This is a genomic window from Nocardioides sp. (assembly GCF_035547795.1).
Taxonomy (GTDB): Bacteria; Actinomycetota; Actinomycetes; order Propionibacteriales; family Nocardioidaceae; genus Nocardioides.
The window spans coordinates 1-24,779 of sequence record NZ_DASZUF010000002.1; the positions used below are offsets into that span (position 1 = coordinate 1).

Annotated in this window: 23 protein-coding genes and 1 tRNA gene; 17 read left to right on the forward strand and 7 right to left on the reverse strand. The window is 70.7% G+C overall.

The features are described 5' to 3' along the window. A partial coding sequence (locus tag VHA72_RS00050) for a maltotransferase domain-containing protein (protein ID WP_325572343.1) occupies positions 1-352 on the reverse strand: 352 nt, incomplete at its 3' end. 123 nt (positions 353-475) lie between these two features. Between VHA72_RS00050 and glgP the strand changes: the two genes are divergently transcribed. Together glgP and VHA72_RS00060 are read left to right on the forward strand one after the other, a co-directional pair. Further along, the gene (gene glgP / locus VHA72_RS00055) at positions 476-3,070 is read left to right on the forward strand and encodes an alpha-glucan family phosphorylase (RefSeq protein WP_325572345.1); all 2,595 of its coding nucleotides are present in this window, start codon (positions 476-478) and stop codon (positions 3,068-3,070) included. Positions 3,071-3,173: 103 nt separating this feature from the next. Next, a complete protein-coding gene (locus tag VHA72_RS00060; protein ID WP_325572347.1) occupies positions 3,174-5,021 on the forward strand; it encodes a S53 family peptidase in 1,848 nt (615 codons plus the stop codon). Here the strand turns inward: VHA72_RS00060 and glgX are convergent, their stop codons facing one another. Further along, a complete protein-coding gene (gene glgX / locus VHA72_RS00065) occupies positions 5,022-7,193 on the reverse strand; it encodes a glycogen debranching protein GlgX (RefSeq protein WP_325572349.1) in 2,172 nt (723 codons plus the stop codon). It abuts the gene before it with no gap. Positions 7,194-7,232: 39 nt separating this feature from the next. Here glgX and VHA72_RS00070 point away from each other — a divergent pair, with 39 nt between their 5' ends. From VHA72_RS00070 to VHA72_RS00115, 10 genes are all read left to right on the forward strand, one after another. Next, entirely contained in the window at positions 7,233-8,021 is a 789-nt protein-coding gene (locus VHA72_RS00070) for an enoyl-CoA hydratase/isomerase family protein (protein WP_325572351.1), read from the forward strand. Between the two features lie 3 nt (positions 8,022-8,024). Further along, positions 8,025-8,351 (forward strand): hypothetical protein, encoded by a 327-nt coding sequence (locus VHA72_RS00075; protein WP_325572353.1) that lies wholly within the window; start codon positions 8,025-8,027, stop codon positions 8,349-8,351. Positions 8,352-8,511: 160 nt separating this feature from the next. Then, entirely contained in the window at positions 8,512-9,294 is a 783-nt protein-coding gene (locus tag VHA72_RS00080; protein WP_524538557.1) for an electron transfer flavoprotein subunit beta/FixA family protein, read from the forward strand. A 23-nt stretch (positions 9,295-9,317) separates the two neighbouring features. Further along, the gene (locus tag VHA72_RS00085; RefSeq protein WP_325572357.1) at positions 9,318-10,286 is read left to right on the forward strand and encodes an electron transfer flavoprotein subunit alpha/FixB family protein; all 969 of its coding nucleotides are present in this window, start codon (positions 9,318-9,320) and stop codon (positions 10,284-10,286) included. 214 nt (positions 10,287-10,500) lie between these two features. After that, positions 10,501-11,907: a phospholipase D-like domain-containing protein gene (locus VHA72_RS00090; RefSeq protein ID WP_325572359.1), complete on the forward strand. Its 1,407-nt coding sequence runs from the start codon at positions 10,501-10,503 to the stop codon at positions 11,905-11,907. Between the two features lie 65 nt (positions 11,908-11,972). After that, positions 11,973-13,223 (forward strand): glutamate-5-semialdehyde dehydrogenase, encoded by a 1,251-nt coding sequence (locus tag VHA72_RS00095; RefSeq protein ID WP_325572361.1) that lies wholly within the window; start codon positions 11,973-11,975, stop codon positions 13,221-13,223. A 22-nt stretch (positions 13,224-13,245) separates the two neighbouring features. Next, positions 13,246-13,395 (forward strand): hypothetical protein, encoded by a 150-nt coding sequence (locus tag VHA72_RS00100; protein WP_325572365.1) that lies wholly within the window; start codon positions 13,246-13,248, stop codon positions 13,393-13,395. A gap of 10 nt (positions 13,396-13,405) precedes the next feature. Next, on the forward strand, positions 13,406-14,032 hold the full coding sequence (nadD, locus tag VHA72_RS00105; protein WP_325572367.1) for a nicotinate-nucleotide adenylyltransferase: 627 nt from the start codon (positions 13,406-13,408) through the stop codon (positions 14,030-14,032). Then, on the forward strand, positions 14,029-14,406 hold the full coding sequence (rsfS, locus tag VHA72_RS00110) for a ribosome silencing factor (RefSeq protein WP_325572369.1): 378 nt from the start codon (positions 14,029-14,031) through the stop codon (positions 14,404-14,406). Before nadD ends, rsfS begins: the two co-directional genes overlap by 4 nt. A 72-nt stretch (positions 14,407-14,478) precedes the next feature. Then, positions 14,479-14,551 (forward strand) — tRNA-Ala (locus VHA72_RS00115). A 499-nt stretch (positions 14,552-15,050) separates the two neighbouring features. On the opposite strand, the gene VHA72_RS00120 is transcribed toward VHA72_RS00115, so the two are convergent. Together VHA72_RS00120 and VHA72_RS00125 are read right to left on the reverse strand one after the other, a co-directional pair. Beyond that, entirely contained in the window at positions 15,051-16,064 is a 1,014-nt protein-coding gene (locus tag VHA72_RS00120) for a L,D-transpeptidase (protein ID WP_325572371.1), read from the reverse strand. Between the two features lie 136 nt (positions 16,065-16,200). Then, positions 16,201-17,079: a uracil-DNA glycosylase gene (locus VHA72_RS00125; RefSeq protein WP_325572373.1), complete on the reverse strand. Its 879-nt coding sequence runs from the start codon at positions 17,077-17,079 to the stop codon at positions 16,201-16,203. 101 nt (positions 17,080-17,180) lie between these two features. On the opposite strand from VHA72_RS00125, the gene VHA72_RS00130 reads away from it, so the two are divergent. Continuing rightward, complete coding sequence (locus VHA72_RS00130) at positions 17,181-17,696, forward strand: hemerythrin domain-containing protein (RefSeq protein WP_325572375.1); 516 nt, start codon at positions 17,181-17,183, stop codon at positions 17,694-17,696. A gap of 39 nt (positions 17,697-17,735) precedes the next feature. Here the strand turns inward: VHA72_RS00130 and VHA72_RS00135 are convergent, their stop codons facing one another. Further along, the gene (locus VHA72_RS00135; protein ID WP_325572377.1) at positions 17,736-19,349 is read right to left on the reverse strand and encodes a DHA2 family efflux MFS transporter permease subunit; all 1,614 of its coding nucleotides are present in this window, start codon (positions 19,347-19,349) and stop codon (positions 17,736-17,738) included. A gap of 72 nt (positions 19,350-19,421) precedes the next feature. Further along, positions 19,422-19,991 carry a dihydrofolate reductase family protein gene (locus VHA72_RS00140; RefSeq protein ID WP_325572378.1) on the reverse strand — a complete coding sequence of 190 codons (570 nt, stop codon included), beginning with the start codon at positions 19,989-19,991 and terminating at the stop codon, positions 19,422-19,424. A gap of 71 nt (positions 19,992-20,062) precedes the next feature. On the opposite strand from VHA72_RS00140, the gene VHA72_RS00145 reads away from it, so the two are divergent. Beyond that, on the forward strand, positions 20,063-20,512 hold the full coding sequence (locus VHA72_RS00145; RefSeq protein ID WP_325572379.1) for a DUF309 domain-containing protein: 450 nt from the start codon (positions 20,063-20,065) through the stop codon (positions 20,510-20,512). A gap of 22 nt (positions 20,513-20,534) precedes the next feature. Here VHA72_RS00145 and VHA72_RS00150 read toward each other — a convergent pair whose 3' ends face one another. Further along, positions 20,535-20,975 carry a VOC family protein gene (locus tag VHA72_RS00150; RefSeq protein WP_325572381.1) on the reverse strand — a complete coding sequence of 147 codons (441 nt, stop codon included), beginning with the start codon at positions 20,973-20,975 and terminating at the stop codon, positions 20,535-20,537. A gap of 158 nt (positions 20,976-21,133) precedes the next feature. Between VHA72_RS00150 and VHA72_RS00155 the strand changes: the two genes are divergently transcribed. The 3 genes from VHA72_RS00155 to VHA72_RS00165 form a co-directional block, all read left to right on the forward strand. Next, positions 21,134-22,165 (forward strand): LacI family DNA-binding transcriptional regulator, encoded by a 1,032-nt coding sequence (locus VHA72_RS00155; protein ID WP_325572383.1) that lies wholly within the window; start codon positions 21,134-21,136, stop codon positions 22,163-22,165. Further along, complete coding sequence (locus tag VHA72_RS00160) at positions 22,162-23,130, forward strand: ribokinase (RefSeq protein WP_325572385.1); 969 nt, start codon at positions 22,162-22,164, stop codon at positions 23,128-23,130. The genes VHA72_RS00155 and VHA72_RS00160 overlap by 4 nt, the downstream gene beginning before the upstream one ends. Then, positions 23,127-24,779 (forward strand): ADP-ribosylglycohydrolase family protein (locus tag VHA72_RS00165; protein WP_325572387.1); only part of this gene is annotated, 1,653 nt, incomplete at its 3' end. The genes VHA72_RS00160 and VHA72_RS00165, both read left to right, overlap by 4 nt.

Below are 24,779 nucleotides of genomic sequence, written 5' to 3' on the forward strand. Positions count from 1 at the left end.
GGTCCTCGGCGCCCGGGCCGGCCTCGATCTTGACGGTGACGTCGTGGTGCCACGTGCTGCAGGTGTCGCTCCACGCCTCGACCGCGAAGCTCCACGGGCCCTGCCGGTCGAGCACGATGTCCGCGTGCCACTGGTCGGTGCCGGGGGCGCCGGGGGCCATGCGGACGGTGGCGACCTTCCTGCCGGCGGCGTCGCGCAGCACGACGCTCGCGCCCACGGCGTCGTGCCCCTCGCGGAACACGGTGGCGGTGACGGGCAGACGCTCGCCCACGACGGCACGGGCGGGGAACTCGCCCGACACCGTGGAGCCGACGACGGGGCTGACGTTGGTGAGTCCGAATCGTCCTACCACCGGGCTCACGTTACCGCCCACGCCGCCTGGGGCCGGTGGGCCGGCGATCCCGTCCGGCAGCACCTCCGGCGTGTGCGGTGGGCGGCCGCCGGCAGCGCTTACGGCCTGCTACCGTCGGTCCGCGTGAAGGCTCTTCGCCGGCTGACGGTGCACGCTGCGTACCCCGCCGAACTCGCCCCGCTGGCCGACCTCGTCGCGAACCTGCGCTGGTCCTGGCACCCGGAGTCGCAGGACCTGCTGGAGTCGGTCGACCCCGAGCTGTGGCGCTCGTGCAACGGCAACCCGAACCGCGTGCTCAGCGAAGTCGCGCCGGAGCGGTTCGCCCAGCTGGCCCGCGACCGCAAGTTCCTGCGGCGGCTGGCGGACGTGCACGACGACCTGCAGGACTACCTGACCAGCGAGCGCTGGTACCAGCGGCAGGCCGCCGAGGACCCGACCTACCCGGACGCCATCGCGTACTTCTCCCCGGAGTTCGGTATCACCGAGGTCCTGCCGCAGTACTCCGGCGGCCTGGGCATCCTCGCCGGTGACCACCTCAAGGCGGCCAGCGACCTCGGCGTCCCGGTCATCGGCGTGGGGCTGCTCTACAAGCACGGCTACTTCGCCCAGTCGCTCTCCCGCGAGGGCTGGCAGCAGGAGGCCTACCCCGTCATCGACCCCGCCGGCCTGCCCATCACCGCGCTGCGCGAGGCCGACGGCACCCGCGCGACCGTGTCGATCGCGCTGCCCGGCGGGCCGCCGCTGGTCGCCCGGATCTGGGTCGCCTCCGTCGGCCGGGTTCCGTTGCTCATGCTCGACACCGACGTCGAGGACAACCCGCCCTCCTACGTCGACGTCACCGACCGCCTGTACGGCGGCAACTCCGAGCACCGGCTGCGCCAGGAGCTGCTGCTGGGCATCGGCGGCATCCGGGCGCTGCGGGTCTACAGCCGGCTCGCCGGTGCGCCCGCCCCGGAGGTGTTCCACACCAACGAGGGCCACGCCGGCTTCCTCGGCCTCGAGCGGATCCGCGAGCTGACCGCCGACCCCGACGGGCCACACCTCGACTTCGACACCGCGCTGGAGGTGGGGCGCGCCTCCACGGTGTTCACCACGCACACGCCGGTGCCGGCCGGGATCGACAGGTTCCCGCGCTCGCTGGTGGAGCAGTACTTCGGTGGGGAGTCGGGCGAGGGCGGCGCCCTGCCCGGTGTCCCCGTCGATCGGGTGCTCGCCTTCGGCTGCGAGGACTACGAGGGCGGCGACCCCGGCGTGTTCAACATGGCGGTGATGGGCTTCCGGCTCGCTCAGCGCGCCAACGGCGTCTCGCTGCTGCACGGTCACGTCAGCCGGGAGATGTTCAACGGCCTGTGGCCGGCCTTCGACGAGGCCGAGGTGCCGATCGGGTCGATCACCAACGGCGTGCACGCGCCGACGTGGGTGGCGCGTGAGCTGTTCGCGCTGGCCCAGGCCGAGGGCGCCGAGCCCGACAGCGACGACCTCGACGCATTCTGGGCAGCGGTCGACAAGATCCCCGCCGACCGGGTCTGGCACACCAAGCGGACCCTGCGCGGGCATCTGGTCGACGATGCCCGCCAGCGGCTGCGGGCCTCCTACCTCAAGCGCGGCCTGGCCCACGCCCAGCTGGCCTGGATCGACGACGCGCTCGACCCCGACGTGCTCACCATCGGGTTTGCGCGGCGAGTGCCGTCGTACAAGCGGCTCACGCTGATGCTGCGCGACCCGGCCCGCCTCAAGCGGATCCTGCTCGACCCGCAGCGCCCGGTGCAGCTGGTCATCGCCGGCAAGGCGCACCCCGCCGACGACGGCGGCAAGAGGCTGATCCAGGAGATGGTCCGCTTCGCCGACGATCCCGAGGTCCGGCACCGGATCGTGTTCCTGCCGAACTACGACATCGCGATGGCGCAGCCGCTCTACCCGGGCTGCGACGTGTGGCTCAACAACCCGCTGCGGCCCTACGAGGCATGTGGCACCTCCGGCATGAAGGCGGCGCTGAACGGCGGCCTGAATCTGTCGATCCTCGACGGCTGGTGGGACGAGTGGTACGACGGTGACAACGGCTGGGCCATCCCCTCGGCGGACGGCGTCGACGACCCCGACAAGCGTGACGACATCGAGGCGCACGCGCTCTATGACCTGATCGAGAACGAGATCGCCCCCCGGTTCTACGACCGCGGCCCGGACGGCGTCCCGGTGCGGTGGGTGGAGATGATGCGGCACACCCTCAAGTCGCTGGGCCCGCGGGTGCTGGCGACCCGGATGGTGCGCGACTACGTCCGCACGCTGTACGCGCCCGCGGCGGCCAACGCCCGCTCGCTCAACGGTGACTACGCCGGCGCGCGCGAGCTGGCCGCCTGGAAGAGCCGGGTCCGGTCCGGCTGGGAGGGGGTCCGCGTCGAGCACGTGGAGGGCACGGCGCCGCGGAGCCCCGAGGTCGGCGCGCGCCTCGACGTGCGTGCCTTCGTGGCGCTCGGCGCGCTCTCGCCCGAGGACGTCGACGTGCAGCTGGTGCACGGCCGCACCGACGAGAACGACGTCCTGGTCGACACCGCCGTCACGCTGCTGGCGCCGGTGGAGACCTACGACGGTGGCCGCTACTGCTTCGCCGGCGAGGTGGCGCTGGAACACGCCGGCGCGTTCGGCTACACGGTCCGGGTGGTGCCCCGCAATGCGCACCTGACATCGGTGGCCGAGCTCGGGGTGGTCGCCGTCGCCTGACGCCTGGAGAAATCCGGCGGATCGGCGTGACCTTCGGCGATAGAACTCGTTCTATCGGATGACGCCCGCGCATCGGGGTGCGGGCCGACCACGGGAGGCCACCGTGCCGAAGCTCCACGCGCTCGGGCTGAAGGGCCCGGCCGCCATCCTCACCGCGCTCGCCGCCACCCTGGTCTGGGCGGGTCCCGCGCACGCCGACGCGCCGTCGGGGACGACGGCCAACCTGCTGCCGGGCCTGTCGCAGGCGACCGATCTGGGGCCGGTCGCGAGCAGCACGCCGCTCGACCTCGTCGTCACGCTCGCCCGGCCGGACGCGGCGGGGGAGAGGGCCTACATCGCCGCCACCGCCGACCCGGGCAGCCCCCAGTACCGGCACTTCCTGACCCCGGCACAGTTCGCCCAGCGCTTCGGCGTGCCGGACGCCGAGGTGGCCAAGGTGCGCGACTTCCTCTCCGCCGGCGGACTTACCGTCGGCCACGTCTCCACCGCCGGCGACCAGCTCAGCGTGCGCGGCAGCGCCGCCGACGTCGAGGCGCTCTTCCGCACCGCGGTGCACTCCTTCAGCGCGCAGGGCAAACGGTTCGTGGCGAACCTGTCCGCGCCGAGCTTCCCCAGCGACCTCCCGATCGCCAACATCGTCGGCCTCGAGACGTTGACCAGCTTCACGGTGCCGCACCACGCCGGTGGCCAGCAGAGCACCTGCCTGCCGCTCGGCGTGACCTGCACCGACACCTGCCTGCCCGCCGTCGGCTGCACCGGCGGTACGACGCCGGCCGACCTCGCCGGCGTCTACCAGCGCCCTGCATCGGCCCGCGGCGCCGGCCAGGGCCTCGCCGTCCTGGGCGAGGGCCAGAGCGACGACGTGATCGCCGACCTGCGCGCCTTCGAGCAGCACTTCGGGCTGTCCCAGGTGCCGGTCACGGTCAAGCACCCCGCGGGTGACACCGACTTCAGCGACGACTCCGGCCGGCCGGAGTGGGACATCGACACCCAGGCGTCCTCGGCGTTGGCCGACCAGGCCAGCGGACTGACGCTCTACTTCGGCACCGACCTGTCGGACGCGGACGTCGCCCGGGTGTTCAGCATGTTCACCGACGATGCCGACGGCCCGATGCAGGCGTCCGCGTCGTACGGCGAGTGCGAGAGCCTGCCGGGCGTGAGCAGCCTGGTCTCCACGACCATCGCCCAGACGCCGCTCGGCGACTATGTCGGGCTCGGCAACGACATGGACGCCACCCTCGACCAGATCACCCGACAGGCCGCCGCCGAGGGCAAGACGATCTTCGCCTCGACCGGCGACAACGGCTCCTCGTGCCCGGTGGTGGCGCTGCCGGGCATCGGCTCGGCCAACGGCCTGCTCAACGAGGGTGTGCCGGTCACCAACTCGCCGGCGTCGCTGCCCTACGTGACGGCGGTCGGCGGCACCGTGCTCTACACCGACGGCCACGGCCACCGGGTGCGCGAGTACGGCTGGACCCACAGCGGTGGTGGAGACACGCTCGTTACGCCGGCGCCCGACTACCAGCAGGGCGTCTCGGGCCTGAGCCTGCCGTGCGTCACCGACCCGGGCGTGACCTGCCGCGGGATCGCCGACGTGGCCGCGCAGTCGGGCGACGCGCTGGGCAACGGCTTCGACATCGTCATGGACGGCACCTACACCGATGCGGGCGGCAGCGGCACCTCGCTGTCCGCGCCGTTGCTGCAGGGCCTGTGGGCCGACGTCCAGTCGGCGGCGCCGACCTCCGGCGGCTGGGGCTTCGCCAATGAGTCGCTCTACCGGGCCGGCAAGGCGGACCAGTCCGCGTCGTTCTTCGACGTCAGCTCCTTCGACCCGACCACGGGGGTGCCGTCGAGCAACGGCCTCTACCCGACACTGCCCGGCTGGGACTACGTCACCGGTTGGGGTACGCCGAAGGTCGACGGGCTGATCGGCTTCCTCCAGCAGCAGTGATCAGCTGGAGCGGACCACTAGCACCGTCTTCGGGCCGAGGGTGAGCTTCGCGCCGGCGCGCACGGTCGTCCCGGCCGGGTGCGCGCTGTCGGTGGAGAGCACCACCTCGCCGACCTGCACCCAGTCGTTGACGGGCAGCGCGATCTCCAGCGGCGCCTCGGCGGCGTTGAACCAGAGCACGAAGGAGTTGTCGATCTGCTGCTCGCCGTGCGGGCCTGGGGAGCGCAGCGGCGATCCGGAGACGAACGCCCCGACCGCGCACAGCGACTCGTCGGCCCAGTCCTCGTCGGTCATCTCGCGTCCGGTGGGGTGCAGCCAGACGATGTCCTTGGGACCGCCCACGATGGTCGGCCTGCCCTCGAACCAGTGCCGCTGCCGCAGCACCGGGTGCTCGCGGCGGAGCCGGAGGGCGGTCTTGGTGATCTCGTAGACGTCGAGCCAGGCGTCGTCGGGGCGCCAGTCGACCCAGGAGATCTCGTTGTCCTGGCAGTAGGCGTTGTTGTTGCCCCGCTGGGTGCGGCCGCGCTCGTCGCCGGCGGTGATCATCGGCACGCCGTTCGACAGGCACAGCATCGCCATCATGTTGGCGGCCTGGCGACGGCGCAGCACGGTGATCGCGGGGTCGTCGGTCTCGCCCTCGACACCGTGGTTACAGGAGCGGTTGTCGTCCGAGCCGTCCCGGTTGTCCTCGCCGTTGGCCTCGTTGTGCTTGTGCTCGTAGGAGACCAGGTCGCGCAGCGTGAAGCCGTCGTGGGCGGTGACGAAGTTGACCGAGTTGTACGCCGAGCGCCCGTCGTCGGCGTACAGGTCGCTCGACCCGGCCAGCCGGGTGGCGACGTCACGGATGCCGTGGGTCCGGCCGCGCCAGAAGTCGCGGACGGTGTCGCGGAACTTGTCGTTCCACTCCACCCACGGCGGTGGCATCCGGCCGACCAGGTAGCCGTCCATGGAGGCGTCCCACGGCTCGGCGATGAGCTTGACGTGGCGCAGCACCGGGTCCTGGCCGATCGCGATCAGCAGCGCGTTGTGGAAGTCGATCTCGTAGCCGGTGCGACACAGCGCCGGCATCAGGTCGAAGCGGAAGCCGTCGACGTGCATGTCGGTGACCCAGTAGCGCAGCGAGTCGAGGATGAGCCGCAGCGCCAGGTCGTCCCAGGTGTTGACGGTGTTCCCGCAGCCGGTGACGTCCCAGTAGGTGTCGTCGAAGCCCGGCGCGAAGTCGCCGCCGCCGGTCGGCACCGGTGGGATGACGCGCTTGTAGAAGCCGCGGTCGTCCAGGCCGCGGAAGGAGAGCGTCGGGCCGAGCGGGCCGGCCTCGGCGGTGTGGTTGTAGACCACGTCGAGGATGACCTCGATGCCGGCGCGGTGCAGCGCCTTGACCAGCTGCTTGAACTCCGTTACTTGGCCGCCGCGGTCGCCGGAGGCGCTGTAGGACGCGTCCGGCGCGAAATAGGAGATCGTGTTGTAGCCCCAGTAGTTGACCAGCCCGCGCTCGAGCAGCGCGGGCTCGGAGAAGAACTGGTGGATGGGCATCAGCTCGACAGCGGTGATGCCCAGGTCCTTGAGGTAGTCGATGACGTGCGGCGTGGCCAGGCCGGCGAAGGTGCCGCGGAGCTTCTCGGGAACCCGGTCGTGCAGCCGGGTGAAGCCCTTGACGTGCAGCTCGTAGATCACCGTGTCCCGCCAGCGCGTCCGCATCGGCTCGTCGCCCTCCCAGTCGAAGGACGGGTCGATGACCACCGAGCGGCCGGTGACCACCGCCGAGTCGGCGTCGTCTCGTTGGGTCGGGTCGTCCCAGTCGTAGCCGAACAGCGCGGGCTCGTTCTCGATGGTGCCGGAGGTGGCCAGCGCGTAGGGGTCGAGCAGCAGCTTGTCGACGTTGAACCGGTATCCGTTCGCCGGGTCCCACGGTCCGTCCGCGCGAAAGCCGTAGCGCTGGCCGGGCGCGATCCCTGGCAGTCTGCCGTGCCAGATGCCGAGGGAGCGCTCGGTGAGCTGGTAGCGGGTCTCGGCGCCGGCCTCGTCGTACAGGCACAGCCACATCGCGGTGGCGTTGGGGGCGTAGACCGCGAAGTTCGTCGCCTCCTGCGTCCAGGTGGCGCCGAGTGGCCAGTTCCGCCCCGGCCACACCGTCGATGTCTCGCCCAGCTGGCTCCAGATCCCGGGTTCCACGAGCCGCATTCTCCCTGATCGGCCATTAGGGTCGGTCACATGAGTGCTGACTACGCCGGGGACTTCGTCCGGCTGGAGGTGGCCGACGGCGTCGCCACCCTCCGCCTCGACCGTCCGAAGATGAACGCCATCAGCTTCCAGGTGCAGGCCGAGCTGCGGGCCGCCGCCGAGCAGGCCACCGAGCGCTCCGACGTCCGAGCGGTGGTCCTGTACGGCGGCGAGCGGCTCTTCGCTGCCGGCAACGACGTCAAGGAGATGGCCGAGCTCAGCTATCCCGAGATGGTGGACCGCTCCGCCTCCGTGCAGAGCGCCGTGACGGCCGTGGCGTCGATCCCCAAGCCGGTGGTCGCTGCGGTGACCGGCTACGCCCTCGGCGGCGGCTGCGAGCTCACCCTGGCCGCCGACGTGCGCTTCGCCGGTCCCGACGCGGTCTTCGGGCAGCCGGAGATCCTGCTCGGCATCATCCCCGGCGCCGGCGGCACCCAGCGCCTGGCCCGCCTGGTCGGGCCGAGCCGGGCCAAGGACCTGATCTTCACGGGGCGGTTCGTCAAGGCCGAGGAGGCGCTCGCGATCGGCCTCGCCGACCGGGTCGTCGAGGACCCCTATGCCGAGGCGCTCGGCTGGGCCAAGCAGTTCGCGCAGGCCGCGCCGTACGCGCTGCGGGCGGCGAAGGAGGCGATCGACAGGGGGTTGGCCACCGACCTGGCGACCGGCCTGGAGATCGAGCGGCAGCAGTTCGCCGCCGTCTTCGCGACCGCGGACGCGGGCACCGGGATGGCGTCGTTCGTGGCGAACGGGCCGGGCAAGGCCGTCTTCGAGGGGCGCTGAACGGTGGCTGACTCGCCGGCGCGGCTGGCGCGCCCCCGCACGATCCTGGCGCAGCTGTTGTGGACGCTGTGCGTGCTCGCCGCGCTCTTCCTGGCCGTCGGCGCGCTGTTGGTGGCGCTCAAGGCGAACGAGGACAACGCCCTGGTCAAGGCCGTGATGCACGTGGCCGACGCGGTCGACCTGGGCGTCTTCGACCGGGTCAACGGGATCAAGCAGTTCGGTGGTAGCGACGCGGCCACCAAGGACGCCCTGTTCAACTGGGGTCTGGGCGCGCTCGCCTGGCTGATCGTCGGGAGGCTGATCGACCGGGTGCTGAGGCCGCGCTCCTGACTCGCGGGCCCAGGCCGCGTCCGGCTCGGGTAACTCGGTGTGACATTCTCAACGTCAGCAAGCCTGAATCGAACTTGTACTCGCCGGTAACATCAGCGACGTTCTACGACCGACACAGGAGGGGCCGCTCCGGCCACACACCATGAACATTGTTGTCCTCGTGAAGTACGTGCCCGACGCGACGGCTGATCGTCGTTTCGAGGCCGACAACACCGTCGACCGGGTCGACGTCGACGGTCTGCTCTCCGAGCTCGACGAGTACGCCGTCGAGCAGGCCCTGCAGATCAAGGAGAAGCGTGCCGAGGAGGAGATCGAGGTCACCGCGCTGACCGTCGGTCCCGAGAAGGCCGCCGACGCGGTCCGTAAGGCGCTGCAGATGGGTGCCGACAAGGGCGTGCACGTGATCGACGACGCGATCGCCGGCTCGGACGCGATCGCCACCTCGCTGGTGTTGGCCAAGGCGATCGAGAAGCTGGGTGCGGAGAAGCCGGTGGATCTGGTGGTGGGTGGTCTGGCCTCCACCGATGCCGGCCTGTCGGTGGTGCCGGCGATGCTGGCCGAGCGGCTCGGGCTGCCGCAGGTGACCCTGGCCTCGGTCGTGGAGACCCAGGGCAACCAGGTCCGGATCAAGCGTGACACCGATGTCGCGACCGAGGTCGTCGGCGGCACCATGCCGCTGGTGCTCTCGGTTACCGACCAGTCCGGCGAGGCCCGCTATCCGTCGTTCAAGGGGATCATGGCGGCCAAGAAGAAGCCGCTGGAGACCTGGTCGCTGGCCGATCTGGGCGTGGACGCCTCCCAGGTCGGTCTGGCGGCCTCGTGGAGCGTCGTGGAGGAGACCGCCGCGCGGCCGCCGCGCACCGCGGGCGAGATCGTCAAGGACGAGGACGGCTCGGGCGCCAAGGCGCTGGCCGACTTCCTCGCGAGCAAGAAGTTCATCTGAGAACCAGGAGAGTAGGTAGGGATATGTCTGAAGTTCTGGTTCTCGTCGACGCGCAGAACGGCGCGGTCAAGAAGCCGACGTACGAGCTCCTCACCATCGCCAAGCGGCTCGGCACCCCGTCCGCGGTCTTCATCGGCGCCGCGGGTGAGGCGGCCGGTGTCGCCGAGGCGGTCAAGAAGTACGGCGCGGAGAAGGTCTATGTGATCGACGACGCGCAGATCAAGGGCTACCTGGTGGCGCCCAAGGCCGAGGCGCTGGCCCAGCTCGCTCAGCAGGTCTCGGGGGCTGGCAAGGACCTGGCCGCGATCCTGCTGCCGTCCTCGGCGGAGAACAAGGAGGTCGCCGGCCGGCTGGCGATCAAGCTCGAGTCGGGCCTGATCACCGACGCCGTCGACGTCGAGGGTGATGGCACCACGACTCAGTCGGTGTTCGCCGGCAACTACACCGTGAAGGCCAAGGTCACCAAGGGCACCCCGATCATCACGGTCAAGCCGAACTCGGCCGCGCCGGAGGAGTCCGCCGGTGCCGGTGAGGTCGAGACGATCGCTGTCTCGATTTCGGATGCCGCCAAGACCGCGCAGATCGTGGCCACCCAGCCGCGTGCGGCGACCGGTCGCCCCGAGCTGACCGAGGCCGCGATCGTGGTCTCCGGTGGTCGTGGCACCGGTGGTGACTTCACCGCGGTGGAGGCCCTGGCCGACGTGCTGGGTGCCGCGGTGGGTGCCTCGCGGGCCGCGGTCGACTCGGGCTGGAAGCCGCACAGCTTCCAGGTCGGCCAGACCGGCAAGACCGTCTCCCCGCAGCTGTATGTCGCCAACGGCATCTCCGGTGCGATCCAGCACCGGGCCGGGATGCAGACCTCCAAGACGATCGTGGCGGTCAACAAGGACGAGGAGGCGCCGATCTTCGAGCTCGTCGACTTCGGTGTGGTGGGCGACCTGCACACCGTCCTGCCGGCGCTGACCGAGGAGATCACCAAGCGCAAGGGCTGACAAGTAAGGAAGTCCCGCCGCCGAAGGCGGCCGGGCTGACGAGCAAGGCCGAACGAGGAGCGGGCCGCCCGTGGTGGCGGCCCGCTCCTTGCGTTCTCACATCTGGGCTTGCTGTGAATCCGGGGCAGCGCGTGCGGGCAACGGTGAAATCACAGCAGTCACAGGTACAGTCGCAGTCCGAATGTCTCGGAAAGGTTGAGAAGTGGGGTGCAGAGTGCGGACTCGTCGATGGACGGTCGCAGGGGTGGCGGCGCTGGCGGTGGCTGCGCTCGGGTTGACGTTGGGGACGCCGACGGCCGGCGCCGAACCGGGGGATCTGCCGACCCTCCTGCCGACGGCGAGCAGCACGCCGACGGTCACGCCGACGCCGACACCACCCGCTCCGGCCAAGCACCAGTGGATGCCGGACCTGGGGCCGGCGTTCAACAACCCGCTCGGGTCGACCAAGCAGAAGTACGTCGTCAACACCCGCATCCTCAAGGCGGTGCAGCACGCGAAGCCGAACAGCACGATCCGGTTCGCGACGTACTCCTTCGACCGTGAGGACATCACCAAGGCGCTGTGGAAGGCGCACAAGAAGAAGCACGTGAACGTGCAGGTGGTGGTCAACCACAACGTCATCACCAAGAACGAGCTGTGGCTGCAGAAGAAGATCGGGAAGAACACCAAGAAGTCGAGCTTCTTCCACATCTGCAAGGGCTCCTGCCGCGGTCACGGCGGCGGCAACGAGCACGCCAAGATCTACTCGTTCACCCACACCGGTGGTGCGACCGACCTCGTCATCGAGAGCTCGGGCAACCTGACCAGCGGTGCCGCGGTCGGGCAGTGGAACGACGTCTACTCGGTGATGGGCAACACCAAGCTGTTCGACACCTGGGTGAAGGTCTTCAACCAGCTGCGCAAGGACAAGCCGGTCAAGAAGCGCACGGTGGTCTACAAGTCCAAGCAGGTCGACTTCACCTGGCACCGGCTGCAGACCCAGATCGACGCCACCAAGGCCCAACCGGCCACCAAGGACCGCGTCACCACGATCAGCCCGCGCAAGAAGAAAAAGAAGAAGAAGAGCATCGACCCGGTGCTCAAGCGACTCGACCAGATCAGCTGCAAGACCGGACCCAACTACGGCGACGGCGACGGGCACACCCAGATCCGGATCATCATGTACGCCTGGTTCGGCAACCGCTCGATCCCGATCGCGCATCGCGTCGCCGCGCTCAAGCACCAGGGCTGTGACGTGGAGGCGATCCTCACCGAGCCCGGTGGGGCCACGGTCAGCATCCTGCGGGCCGCGGGCGTGCCGATGAAGGACGCCGCCTGGAACTACGGCGAGAAGATGTCCACCGACGGCAAGAAGATGGTCTGGGGCCCGCGGCTGTACTGCCACCTCAAGTGGCTGCTGATCAGCGGGAAGTACCACCACAAGAACCAGGACATCGTCTTCGCCGGCTCCGAGAACTGGTCGGGCATCTCGTTCTCCAACGACGAGGTCACCATGCAGCTGACCGGTTCGGACTTCTACAAGGCGTACGTCGGCCAGTTCAACCACATGTGGAACACCAACGCGACCCATGCCGAGACCGGCTCGGAGACCTACGGGTGGCCGCCGAAGCCGTGGAACTGACCGGCTGATCCACGCGTGCTGATACGGCGCGGCGCCGGGTGGCGCCGCGCCGTACCCTTGTGCCCATGAGTGCTGAGCAGGACGTCCGCGAGGTGGCGCTGCGGGCGCGCGAGGCCAGCTATGAGCTGGCCCTGGCGACGCGCGGTGTCAAGGACGCGGCGCTGCACGCCATGGCCGACGCCCTGCTGGCGTGCGCGGAGGAGGTCCTGACGGCCAACGCCGAGGACGTGGCGCGTGCGGAGACGGGTGGCACGCCGGCCAACATCATCGACCGGCTGCGGCTCACGCGGGAGCGGCTGGAGGGGATGGCGCAGGGCCTGCGCGACGTCGCCGGGCTGCCCGACCCGGTCGGCCAGGTGGTGCGTGGCTCGACCCTGGCCAACGGCCTGGAGCTGCGCCAGGTGCGAGTGCCGTTCGGCGTGGTCGGGATGATCTACGAGGCTCGCCCCAACGTCACCGCGGACGCGGCCGGGATCTGCCTGAAGTCGGGCAACGCGGTGCTGCTGCGCGGCTCCTCCAGCGCGAGGTCGTCCAACGGCGCCATCGTCGCCGTCCTGCGTGACGCCGCGACGGCCTCCGGCCTGCCGGCGGACGCGGTGCAGCTCGTCCCGGGCGACAGCCGCGACTCGGTCAAGGCGCTGATGCGCGCCCGCGGGCTGGTCGACGTACTCATCCCACGTGGGGGAGCCGGCCTGATCCGCTCGGTGGTGGAGGAGTCCACCGTCCCGGTGATCGAGACCGGCGTCGGCAACGTGCACGTGTACGTCGACAAGGCAGCCGATCTCGACAAGGCGCTGGCCATCGTGCTCAACTCCAAGACGCACCGCACCTCGGTCTGCAACTCCGCCGAGTCCCTGCTGGTGCACGCCGACGTCGCCGAAGCGTTCCTGCCGCGGGTGGTCGCGGCGCTGCAGGAGCGGGGTGTGACGATCCACGGCGACGACGCCTTCCGGGCCTTCGACGGGGTGGTCGAGGCGGGTGACGAGGACTGGGCGACCGAGTACCTGTCGCTGGACATCGCCGCCGCCGTCGTACCGTCGCTGGAGGAGGCCATCGCCCACATCCGGCGCTGGTCCAGCCAGCACACCGAGGCGATCGTGACCGAGGACCTCACCGCCGCCCGCCGCTTCACCGCGGCCGTCGACGCCGCCGCGGTGATGGTCAACGCATCGACCCGGTTCACCGACGGCGGGGAGTTCGGGTTCGGGGCCGAGATCGGCATCTCGACCCAGAAGCTGCACGCCCGCGGCCCGATGGGGCTGCCCGAGATGACCTCGACGAAGTACGTCGTGACGGGGGACGGGCAGGTCCGCTGACCCGCTCCGATAGGCTGACCCCATGTCGAGCACCGTCCTGCGTCTGGCCGCCGAGGCCGGCGAGCACCACGAGAAGGTCAACCACTGGATCATCGGCGCTGTCGCGCTGGTGATCCTGTTCTCGCTCATGGGCATCCTGCTCATCTTCGGCGCGGGCCGCGAGCACTCCTGATCGGCTGACGATGACCGCTCGCACGGCCGGCCCGCGTCGGGTCGGCATCATGGGCGGCACCTTCGACCCGATCCACCACGGCCACCTCGTGGCCGCCTCCGAGGTGCAGGCGTGGTTCGATCTCGACGAGGTCGTCTTCGTGCCGACCGGCGATCCGTGGCAGAAGTCGGAGCGCCAGGTCAGCCCCGCCGAGCACCGCTACCTGATGACGGTGATCGCGACCGCGGCCAACCCGCGGTTCACTGTCAGCCGGGTCGACATCGACCGGCGGGGGCCGACGTACACGATCGACACGCTGCGGGACCTGCATGCCGCGATGCCGGACGCGGAGCTGTTCTTCATCACCGGTGCCGACGCGCTGGCCGAGATCTTCAGCTGGCGCGACGCCGAGGAGCTGTTCGCGCTGGCGCAGTTCGTCGGCTGTACCCGCCCCGGCTATGCGATGGACGACGAGACCCTCGCCAAGATCCCGGCGGACCGGGTCACGATGATCGAGATACCGGCGCTGGCGATCTCCTCCACCGACTGCCGTGAGCGACGCCGTCGCGGGGAACCGGTCTGGTACCTCGTCCCCGACGGCGTGGTGCAGTACATCGCCAAGCACGACCTCTACCCAGCGAAACCGGAAGGCTCATGACCGCCACCGACCACGCCCTGGATCTCGTCGTCGCCGCCGCGCGGGCGGCCTCGGACAAGCTCGCCTCGCAGATCATCGCCTTCGACGTCAGCGAGCAGCTGGCGATCACCGACGCGTTCGTGCTGGCCTCGGCCGGCAACGAGCGGCAGGTGGGCGCCATCGTGGACGCGGTCGAGGAGAAGCTGCGCTCGTTGGGGGCGAAGCCGATCCGTCGCGAGGGTGAGCGCGACGGGCGCTGGGTGCTGATCGACTACGGCGACATCGTCGTCCACGTGCAGCACGAGGAGGAGCGGCAGTTCTACGCCCTCGAGCGGCTGTGGCGCGACTGCCCGACGATCGCCCTGCCCGACGACGTCACCGCACACGACCGATAGGCGACCCCGATTTCGTGAACGCCGGGTGACTCCGCTACTGTTCTGGTCGTTGCCGCGGGAAACCGTGGCGATGGGGCTGTGGCGCAGCTGGTAGCGCATCTGCATGGCATGCAGAGGGTCAGGGGTTCGAGTCCCCTCAGCTCCACAAGGTTCCTCGTTGGAACCAGCGCTGAGGCGGGCCATTCGGTCCGCCTCAGCGTGTTTCTGGGGGTTAGCGGCCAGAATGTGTGTCCGGTGTCGGGCGTGTCATGACCGTCCGCCCCATCCGCGGCGGAGCCAGAGACCTTCCTCGGCGTTGAGCCCGGTGTCGTAGCCGGCGGGGCCGTCGGGTTCCTCGACGAGGATGGTCTTGCACGGACGTGGCTCGTAGTCGCTGGGCTGGATCAGTGCGACCGGTTCGGGTGCTGCGACGGCGTGGGCGTGGAGCCACCACTCGACGGCCGGCGAGGTCGGTGCTGGCTGTGGCGACTGCACCTCAACGATCGCGATGCGATCACCCGGTCGGGGCCGGTAGCCGAGGCGGACGCGGCACCACGAGGGTCACTCCACGTGAGTCCATGTCTCCATGGTGACCCTCGCGTGCCGGGGCGAGGAGCTCGACGGCTGGACGCGCACCCAGCGGTGCTTGCCGCCGGCAGGCGTGGTCAGGCCCGGGTGGTGATCTGTTTGGTCGCGCTGCCGGCCAGCCACTGGCTCCAGGACAGGTCGAAGTCGGCGTAGCCGTTGTCACCGTCGGCCTTGCCGCGTGGGGAGCCGGTGATCGTGACCGGGTCACCCTCCTTGGAGAGGTTGTAGAACCACTGGGCGTCGGCCTCCGAGAGGTGGACGCAGCCGTGCGAGCCGTAGCTGTGCCCGGGCCGGGGGTCGGCGGGCGAGTAGTGCAGGAACGTGCCCGACCAGGTGATGCGCACGTCCCAGGGCAGGGTGAGGTCGTAGTAGTCCGGATCGCTCTTCTTGCAGGCGATGCCGACGCTGCACGAGGTCATCCGGACCGTGCGCGACTTGTTGACCACGGCCATCGTGCCGTCCCAGGAGGGCCAGTCGGGACTGCCCGCGTCGCTGGGCATGGTGCGCAGGACCTTGCCGTCGCGGGTCACCACCGTCTTGTGCTGCTTGACGTAGACATGGGTGCGGACGTCGTCACCGATGGTGAAGCTCCGGGTGTAGGAGTGGGTGCCGTAGCGCCCGTTGCCGTCGCCGACGTGGTTGAAGTCGGCGACCATCGACACGGTGGTTCCCGGGGTCCAGTAGTCCTTCGGACGGAAGTCGACCCGCCGCGGGCTGAACCAGTGCCAGGCACCGATGACAGGCACCGACGTGGTGAGCTTGATGTGCTTCTCGATCCGCTTGCGTGCGGAGGTGGCGACCGGGTCCGTGAACACGATGGAGATCGGCATCGCCACCCCCACCGTCGCCCCGGTGAGGGGCGCGATGCTCTGCAGCTGCATCGGCGGACCGGTCGGATGATGCTTCTTCGGCGTGGCCGAGGCGCTCGGCGCCGGCGACGACGGCGTGGTGGACGCGGCCGGCGGGGTCGAGCCGGTCGAGGGCGTGGGGGAGTGTGCTGCGTCAGGACCCGAACCGGCTCCCGAGCAGCCTGCGGCGATCACCAGGAGCGCAGTGACGGCCGCTGCCGCCACGATCCGCCTGTCCTTCATCCGGCGCTCAGACCCATGGCATCGGATCGCCGACCACCTCCACACTCGTCTCGTCGCCACCTGCCTACAGACCATTCAATCCGCCCATCACAAATCGACCTACTCCTCGACCCGACGCCGGACCAGGACGAGGAGCTCATCCGGGCCGATCGGACGAGGCTGCCCGGCCGAGAGCCGCCGCCCGGCCGAGAGCCGCCGCCCGGCCGAGTACGCCGTCGAGCATCGGCTCGGTGAGCCGGCCGGTGAATGTGTTCTGCTGGCTGGGGTGGTAGCAGCCGAGCAGCGTCACACGGCGCCCGTCGCCGGCGAGGGTCGCCTCGACGCCGTGCCCGAACCGTGGCCGGGGCCGAGCGACCTGCCAGCCGAGCGCGGCGTAGGACCGCAGCGCGGCGTCCCATCCATAGCCACCGAGGGCGACCACCACCCGGACGTGCTCGGCGAGCAGCCGGAGCTCCGCCTCGATCCACGGCGAGCAGGTGTCGCGCTCGAGGGTCGTGGGCGCGTTCTGCGGCGGTGCGCATCGGACGGTCGCGACCATCCGGGTGTCGACGAGTTCCAGCCCGTCGGCGGCGTGCACGCTCCTGCCCTGGGTGGCCAGGCCGACCCGGTGCAGGGAGGCGAACAGCCAGTCGCCGCTGCGGTCGCCGGTGAACACCCGGCCGGTGCGGTTCGCGCCGTTCGCGGCCGGCGCCAGGCCGACCACCAGGATGCGCGGCCTCGGTGAGCCGAAGCCGGGGACGGGTCGGCCCCAGTAGGGCTGGTCGGCGTAGGACGCCCGCTTGGTGTGCGCCACCTGCTCCCGCCAGCGAAGCAGCCGCGGGCACGCACGGCAGACACTAACCCGGGCGTCGAGCTGGTCGAGATCGACCCCACGCGCGAGACGCCGTACCTGCGGGGCAGTCCGCGCGACCGGCGTCTCCGCGGTGGCCGGGTCACCGGGCCAGCCGGTGCCGGGCGGCACGGGGGAGGGGAACGGCGCGCCGGTGGCGGGATGGGGGAGGAGTACGTCGCTCACCGCCCCATCTTCGCGGCGGAGGACGGCTTCGGCACGCGTCGGCCGCCGCAGTGGGGGCACTATCGTGGCGGAGCCGGGACGTATCACCGCCAGGAGGAACCGTGGACATCACCGAGGAGATCCTTTTCCAGCACCACGAGCAGCGTCGCCAGTTCGCACTGCTCGACGAGATCCCGCGCGATGACACCGAGACCCTGGGCGCGGTGTGGCGACGGTTGGCGGTGCTGCTGGAGGTGCACGCCGAGGCGGAGGAGCGCTACTTCTATCCCGAGGTGCTTCGGCTCGGACACGGGGCGCCGGGCACCGACGACGGGCCGGAGCCGGAGACCGAGGACGCGGTCAAGGACCACAACGAGATCCGCGACGGGATCCGGAAGGCGGATGCGCATCCGGTCGGCAGCGACGACTGGTGGGACGCCGTCCGCGAGACACGCGAGGCGAACGACGAGCACATGGCCGAGGAGGAGCGGGAGGACCTCGCCGACTTCCGGCTGCACGCGGACCTGCGCACCCGCCACGACATCGCGGTGAAGTTCATCGGCTACGAAGCTCGCCACTGGGCGGGGATCCAGCCGGTGGACAAGGACCCCGAGGAGTACGTCGAGCAGCACAGCTGATCCACCGGCATGCGTCGGTGGCGCACGTCGTACGACCGATCAGGGCACGACGACCGGCGGGACGTCCTCGTCATCCGTACGGCGGATCTGCGCATGCTTCCGCGGCAACATCAGCGCCGGGATCATCGCCACCACGATGACCACCCAGGCGACCCAGTAGGTGTGCGCGAACGACGTGGCGGCTCTGGCCATGCCGTGCGCGACCGCCGTCGGGTCGAGCCCGAGCTTGGCGAACAACTGGGGCTGGGTGTTCTTCAAGATGGCCGCGGTGGTCTCGGGCAGGCCACCGGGGAAGCCGGGCACATGCTGGGTCCCCGGGATCACCGGCGAGTTCTTCAGGCTGTTCGTCAAGACGACCGACATCGTCGCCACCCCGACGGAGCTGGCGATCTGCTGGTTGATGTTGAGCAGCGTGGAGCCACGGGCGATCTCGTGCGGCCGCAGCGTCCGCAGCGCGGTCGTCATGATCGGCATCATCGTGCCGCCCATGCCCCAGCCCATCACCAGGAGCAGCGCGACGATCACCAGGTACGGCGTGGTGTCGCTGATCTGGGTCAGGCCGAACATGCCGACGATGATCAGCGCCAGCCCCACCGGCACGATCCTGCCGATCGGCACCCGGTCGGAGAGGCGGCCCGCGATCGGCATCGTCATCATCGCGCCGAGTCCCTGCGGAGCGACCAGCAGGCCGGCATGCAGGGTGGACTCGCCCCGCACCTGTTGGAAGTACGTCGGCACGAGGAGCAGGCCGCCGAAGAACGCACCGGCGAAGAGGAACATCGTGATCAGCGAGAGGGCGAGGTTGCGGTTGCTGAGCAGTCGCAGGTCCAGCAACGGGTGCCGGGGCCGGAAGGACCACCACACGAAGCCGGCCATCAGCGCCAGCCCGGCGAGCGCCGGCGCCCACACGTGCGGGTCGCCGAAGTCACCGCCGTGGCTGGGCAGCGACGAGACGCCGTACAGGAACAGGGCGAGTCCCGGCGACATCATCAGCATGCCGACGAAGTCGAACGACTCCGACGGCTCCGGGGAGTCCTTCTCCAGCACGATCCAGGCGTAGACGATCGCGATCACGCCGAGCGGCACGTTGATCAGGAAGATCCAGTGCCAGCTGGCCACCTGGATCAGCCAGCCGCCCAGGATGGGGCCCATGATCGGGCCGAGCAGCATGGGTACGCCGAGGATCGCCATCAGGCGGCCCATCCGGTGCGGCCCGGCGGCATGGGTCAGGATCGTCATGCCGAGCGGCATCAGCATGCCGCCGCCGAGTCCCTGCAGGACGCGGAACCCGATGAGCGCGCTGATGCTCCAGGCGGTGGCGCAAAGACCGGAGCCGGCGGTGAACAGCAGGATGGCGGTGATGTAGAGCCGCTTGGTGCCGAAGCGGTCGGCCGCCCAACCGGTCAGCGGGATGACGGTGGCCAGCGCCAGGGTGTAGCCGGTGACGGTCCACGCCACCTGGGAGTACGCGAGCTCCTCGCCGCCGTGGCCGAAGACTCGCTGGAAGGTGGGCAGGGCGACGTTGACGACGGTGATGTCGAGGATCGACATGATCGCGCCGAGCACGACGACGCCGGCGACCTTGAGAACGGCTGCGTCGATGTGGTCGGGGTAGTCGATCGGTGGGGCGGACTGCGAGGTCGGGGATGCCATGGGAACTCCTTGCGGGTGGTCCACGACCGATGGTCGCAGCCGGTCCCGGTGCCCGCAATCCTCTGCCGGCGTTCAGCCGGGCCGGCGAATGGCGTAGCGCAGGCTGACGAACTGTCCGGTCTGCCCGACCGAGGTCAGCCGCAGCGTGTCGGACTCGATCCGGCGGGGGAGAAGCGGCGCGCCCGAGCCGAGCGTCACCGACGCGACGGAGAGGTGCAGCTCGTCCAGCGCCCCGGCGTCGAAGAACTGCCCCGCCAGGTCTCCGCCGCCGACGACCCAGACGTCCTTGCCTGCCGCCGTCTCCCGGATGGCGGGCAGGTGCTCGCCCACGGGACCGGATACCACCCGGATGTCCGCGCCCGGCACGAGCGGCAGGTCGGGGTGGGAGGAGAAGACGTACGTCGGCCTCTCGCCGTAGAACTCCTGCCACTTCTCGGGCCGCTCCAGTAGCCTCTCGTGGTCGAGCACCCATCGGTAGGTCGTCGATCCCTCGACCATCACCCCGACGCCGGCGATGAAGGGCGCCATCCCCGCGATGGACTCCTCGCCCCCTTCGACCGCGAAGAGCCAGTCCAGCGAGTTGTCCGGGTCGGCGAGGAACCCGTCGAGGGTGGTCGAGGTCGCGTAGACGAACCTGGTCATGGATCAGATGCTAGGGCCGCCTAGCATGGCGGAGTGACGTCGAACCAGCGTCGGTCCGGTCCGTGTCGCCGATGACCGGCGGTCGGGACCGCGATGCCGCCGGCCGCCCTCGGCAGGCGCGTCCGCGTGATGCGCTGGGTCGTCCGTTGCCCTACGGCGCCGTCGGAGTCGAGCCCGTTCCGGAGGAGGCGCTGCCGCCGCGGGAGGCCCTGGATCTGGCCCGGAGCCTGGTGCGCGAGGGTCGGCCGTTCGCGGCGCACGAGGTTCTGGAGGCTCGCTGGAAGGCCGGCCCCGAGGAGGAGCGCGACCTGTGGCAGGGGCTGGCGCAGATCTGCGTGGGCCTCACCCATGCCGCGCGCGGCAACACCACCGGCGCCGTCCGGCTGCTGGAGCGGGGCGTGGATCGGCTCGAGGAGTACGCCGCCGGACACGAGGCGCCGTACCAGCTGGACCTGGCTGCGATCGCGGTGCGGGTCCGCGAGCGCGCCCGGGAGCTGGCGCGGGGCGGACCCGCGCGTTGACCCGCAGCGGTCGGTGTTGGCCTCAGCCGATCCGCTCGGCCAGCGAGACGATGACGCCCTCCGGGCCGCGGACGTAGGCCATCCGCCAGGCGCTCTCGTACTCGCCGACGCCGCCGACCAGGCGGTAGCCCTCGGCCTCGAGCCGGTCGAGGATCGCCTGGAGGTCGTCGACCTCGAAGGCGACGTTGCGCAGGCCCAGCTCGTTGGCCGGGGCCGCCGGCGAGCCCGGCAGATGGTCGGGGCGGACGAAGCTGGACAACTCCAACACGGTGCCGCCTCCGGGCGGTCGCAGCATCACGATCTCCGTGCGGGCGCCCGCCGTCCCGATGACGGTGTCCAGGAACTCGCCCTCGACGAACATCCGACCCTCGGCCTGCAGGCCCAACGCCTCGAAGAACGCCGTCATCGCGTCGAGGTCGGCGACCGTGATGCCGACATGGTCGAAGCGTCGTACCTGTGCCATGGGTCCATCTTCCGCGCCGGGGCGCGTGCCGGCCAGTGTTCCCGCGGGCGGGACGAAAAAGATCTCGACGAATTGGTCAACACGTGTTGACAACCGGTGTGACGGGGACCACTCTTGCCTGTCATAGCCCGTGCAACACGAGTTGATCAGGAGTGAGCGTGGAGGTCAGACGCGCAGACGTCGCCCGGTTGGCAGGCACGTCGCCTTCCGTCGTCAGCTACGTGCTCAACAACGGCCCGCGACCGGTTGCGCCGGAGACGCGAGCCCGGGTCCTGGCGGCGATCGAGAAGCTGGGCTATCGGCCCAACGGCATCGCCCGCTCGCTGCGGATGAGCCGCTCGACCACCCTCGGTCTGGTCGTCCCCGACACCGCCAACCCGTTCTTCGCGCACATGGCTCGGGCGATCGAGGAGGCCGCGTTCTCGGCCGGCTACACGCTGCTGATCGGCAACGCCGCGGAGAGCGAACAGCGCCAGACCGCCTACACGCGCTCGTTCCTCTCGCGGCAGGTCGACGGCCTCTTCCTGGTGCCGGCGCACGGCTCGGGTCTGCTGGACGAGCTTCGCGACACGACCGTGCCCTGGCTCGCCCTGGACCGCGGCTTCCCGGAGATGAGCGAGCGGGCGGTGCGGATCAACAACCGCGACGGAGCCCGCGAGGCCACCAAGCACCTGCTCGACCACGGCCGTCGCGACATCGCCTGCATCGCAGGCCCGGTCGACGTCCTGCCGGCGTACGAGCGTGTCGAGGGTTGGCGGGACGCTGTCACCGCCGCCGGGCTCGACGCCGACGGGCTCGCGCTCTACCACGGGCCGTTCGGGCGGCGCGCGGGCTACGAGGCGGCCCTCGCCATGCTCCACCACCGCGACGACGTCGACGCCATCTTCGTGGCCAGCGACGAGCAGGCCATCGGCGTGCTGCGCGCGCTGCACGAGCTCGGCCGCCGCTGCCCGGAGGACGTCGCGGTGGTCTCCTTCGACGGGATCGCGGAGGCCGAGTTCTCCTCCCCGTCGCTGACGACCATGGCGCAGCCGTTCGCCGAGCTCGGCCACGCCGCGGTCTCCCGGCTGCTGGCCCTGATGGAGGACCCCTCGCCGACCACACCGTGCGCCGTCCTGTCCGCCACCCTGGTCCCCGCCGAGTCGTGCGGCTGCGTCAGCGCGTCCACGGCCGGCGAGGCGGCGCGATGAACGCGGCCAGCGCGACCAGCGCGACGAGCGCGACCAGGAAGGTCGTCGTGGTCGGCAGCGCCAACGTCGACGCGGTGATCGAGCTGCAGCGCTTCCCCGTGCCGGGCGAGACGGTGCTGGGACGCACGCTGCAGTGGCTGCCGGGCGGCAAGGGCGCCAACCAGGCCGTCGCCGCCTGCCGGCTGGGCGTGCCCACGGTGGCGGTGATGGCGGTGGGTGACGACGAGTTCGGTCGCCAGGTGCTCGCCACGCTCGACGCCGAGGGCGCCGACACCCACTACGTGCGGCCGGTGGCCGGACCGCCGACCGGCCTGGCCGTGGTGAGCGTCGACGACGGGGGAGAGAACACCATCGTGGTGGTGCCGGGTGCCAACGCGAGCCTGGCGCCGTCCGACGTCGACGGCATCGCATCGCTGTTGCAGGAGGGCGACGTGCTCCTCCTGCAGCTGGAGGTCCCGGTCGAGACCAGCCGTACGGCGGCGGCGATCGCCCGCGCCTGCGGCGCCCGCGTCCTGCTCAACGCCGCCCCGCTGGGCGGCGTGAGCGCGCCGCTCGACGATCTCCTCGCCCTGACCGACGTCCTGATCCTGAACGAGACGGAGGCGCGCCTGCTCGCGGGCGTCCCCGACCACCAGGACGACGCCGACTGGTCCGCGCTCGCCGCTCAGCTGTCCCGGCGGGGGCCGCAGGCGGTCGTCCTCACCCTCGGCGAGGACGGCGCGGTCGTGCATGGTCCCGACGGGGGCTGGCACCAGTCGGCCTTCGCCACCGATGTCGTCGACACGACCGGAGCCGGCGACGCGTTCTGCGGAGCCGTCGCCGCCGCCCTGGCCCAGGCCGAGACCCTTCCCGTCGCGGTCCGACGCGGCTGCGCGGCCGGCGCGTTCGCGGTCACGAAGGCGGGCGCGCAACGAGCACTGCCGTCGGCGCAGGACGTCGAGGGCCTGATGGGCGGTGTGTCGTGACCCTGCCCGTGGACTACACCGAGCGCGTCTACGCCGGCGTGCTGGGCAAGATCATCGGTGTCTACCTCGGCCGGCCCTACGAGGGTTGGCGCTACGACCGCATCACCGCGGAGCTGGGCGACATCACCTACTACGTCAACGACCGGACCGACGTGGCGCTCAAGCACCACCTCTTCCTGGTCACCGACGACGACATCATCGGCACCCTGGTCTTCCCACGCGCCCTGCGTGACGCGGGCCTGGACCCGACGCCGGCGCAGGTCGGGGAGACCTGGCTCAACGAGATCGTCGAGGACACCACCGTGCTGTGGTGGGGAGGACTGGGCAACTCCACCGAGCACACCGCCTACCTGCGGATGAAGAGCGGCGTGGTGCCTCCGCGCAGCGGCTCGGCCGAGCTCAACGGCAAGGTCGTCTCCGAGCAGGTCGGCGCCCAGATCTTCGTCGAGGGCTTCGCCATGACCTGCCCCGGCGACGTACGGCGCGCCGCTGACCTCGCCGAGAGCGCCGCCTCGGTCAGCCACGACGGTGAGGCGCTGCTGGCGGCCCGGGTCGTCGCCGCGCTGGTCGCCGGCGCGTTCACCGCCACCTCGATGGACGACCTGCTCGACCTCGCCGTGGCGCAGATCCCGGCCGACAGCCTGATCGCCCAGATCCACCGCGACGTACGGTCGTGGGCGCGCGCGGGCGACTGGAAGGCCACCCGGGCGCGGATCGAGGAGCACTACGGCTACCACCTCTACGGCGGCAACTGCCACGTCGTGCCCAACCACGCGGTGGTCGTGGCCGCCCTTGCCCACAGCGCCGGCGACTTCGACAGCGCCATGACGGTGGTGTGCACCTCGGGGTGGGACACGGACTCCAACGCCGGCAACGTCGGCGCCGTCTGCGGCGTCTTCGGCGGTCTGGCCGGGCTGGCCACGCAGGACTGGCGCGGCCCGGTGCGCGACCGGATCTACCTGCCCACCGGCGAGGGCGGCGGCTGCATCACCGATGCGGCGCGCGAGGCGCTCACGCTGGCCGCCTACGGCCACCGCCGCAACGGGGCCACGCTCGAGGTGCCCAGCGAGCGCTTCCACTTCCGGCTGCCCGGCTCGGTGCAGGGCTTCGGGGTCGCCGAGGGCGAGGCCGAGGTCGCCAACACCGGCGGCCGGCTGCGCATCGTCGGCGACGCGCTGGTCGTGACCCCGACGTTCATCCCACCCGAGGCGCGCGAGATGCCGATCTACGGGCTCGTGGCCAGCCCGACCATCTTTCCGGGGCAGACGATCCGCGCGGTCGGCACCGGGGCGGCCCGGCTGGTCCTCCAGGTGTACGACGGCGACGACGTGCCGCGGCTGGTCGAGGGCCCCTCGCTCGGCCCGGACGGGGTGTCGTGGATCGTGCCCGCGCTGGACCAGCCGATCGTGGGGGTCGGCCTGCGGGTGGCGGGGCATGCCGAGCTCGACTCGCTGACCTGGGACGGGGAGCCCGACGTCGTCCTGACCCGGCCGGCCGAGGGCGGCACGATGTGGCGCCGAGCCTGGGTGCCGGCGGTGGACCGCTTCGACGCCCGCTGGCCCGAGCCCTACCGGATCACGCAGAACCGCGGCCTCGGCCAGCTGGTCACCGGCACCCTGGAGTGGCGCGACTACAGCGTGCGCGCCGAC

Coding starts and splice junctions, on each gene's coding strand:
- VHA72_RS00070 (WP_325572351.1), top strand. CDS start 7,233: ATGAGTGCTGACTACGCCGGGGACTTCGTCCGGCTGGAGGTGGCCGAC.
- VHA72_RS00085 (WP_325572357.1), top strand. CDS start 9,318: ATGTCTGAAGTTCTGGTTCTCGTCGACGCGCAGAACGGCGCGGTCAAG.
- VHA72_RS00095 (WP_325572361.1), top strand. CDS start 11,973: ATGAGTGCTGAGCAGGACGTCCGCGAGGTGGCGCTGCGGGCGCGCGAG.
- VHA72_RS00100 (WP_325572365.1), top strand. CDS start 13,246: ATGTCGAGCACCGTCCTGCGTCTGGCCGCCGAGGCCGGCGAGCACCAC.
- nadD (WP_325572367.1), top strand. CDS start 13,406: ATGACCGCTCGCACGGCCGGCCCGCGTCGGGTCGGCATCATGGGCGGC.
- rsfS (WP_325572369.1), top strand. CDS start 14,029: ATGACCGCCACCGACCACGCCCTGGATCTCGTCGTCGCCGCCGCGCGG.
- VHA72_RS00120 (WP_325572371.1), bottom strand. CDS start 16,064: ATGAAGGACAGGCGGATCGTGGCGGCAGCGGCCGTCACTGCGCTCCTG.
- VHA72_RS00135 (WP_325572377.1), bottom strand. CDS start 19,349: ATGGCATCCCCGACCTCGCAGTCCGCCCCACCGATCGACTACCCCGAC.
- VHA72_RS00140 (WP_325572378.1), bottom strand. CDS start 19,991: ATGACCAGGTTCGTCTACGCGACCTCGACCACCCTCGACGGGTTCCTC.
- VHA72_RS00145 (WP_325572379.1), top strand. CDS start 20,063: ATGACCGGCGGTCGGGACCGCGATGCCGCCGGCCGCCCTCGGCAGGCG.
- VHA72_RS00150 (WP_325572381.1), bottom strand. CDS start 20,975: ATGGCACAGGTACGACGCTTCGACCATGTCGGCATCACGGTCGCCGAC.
- VHA72_RS00160 (WP_325572385.1), top strand. CDS start 22,162: ATGAACGCGGCCAGCGCGACCAGCGCGACGAGCGCGACCAGGAAGGTC.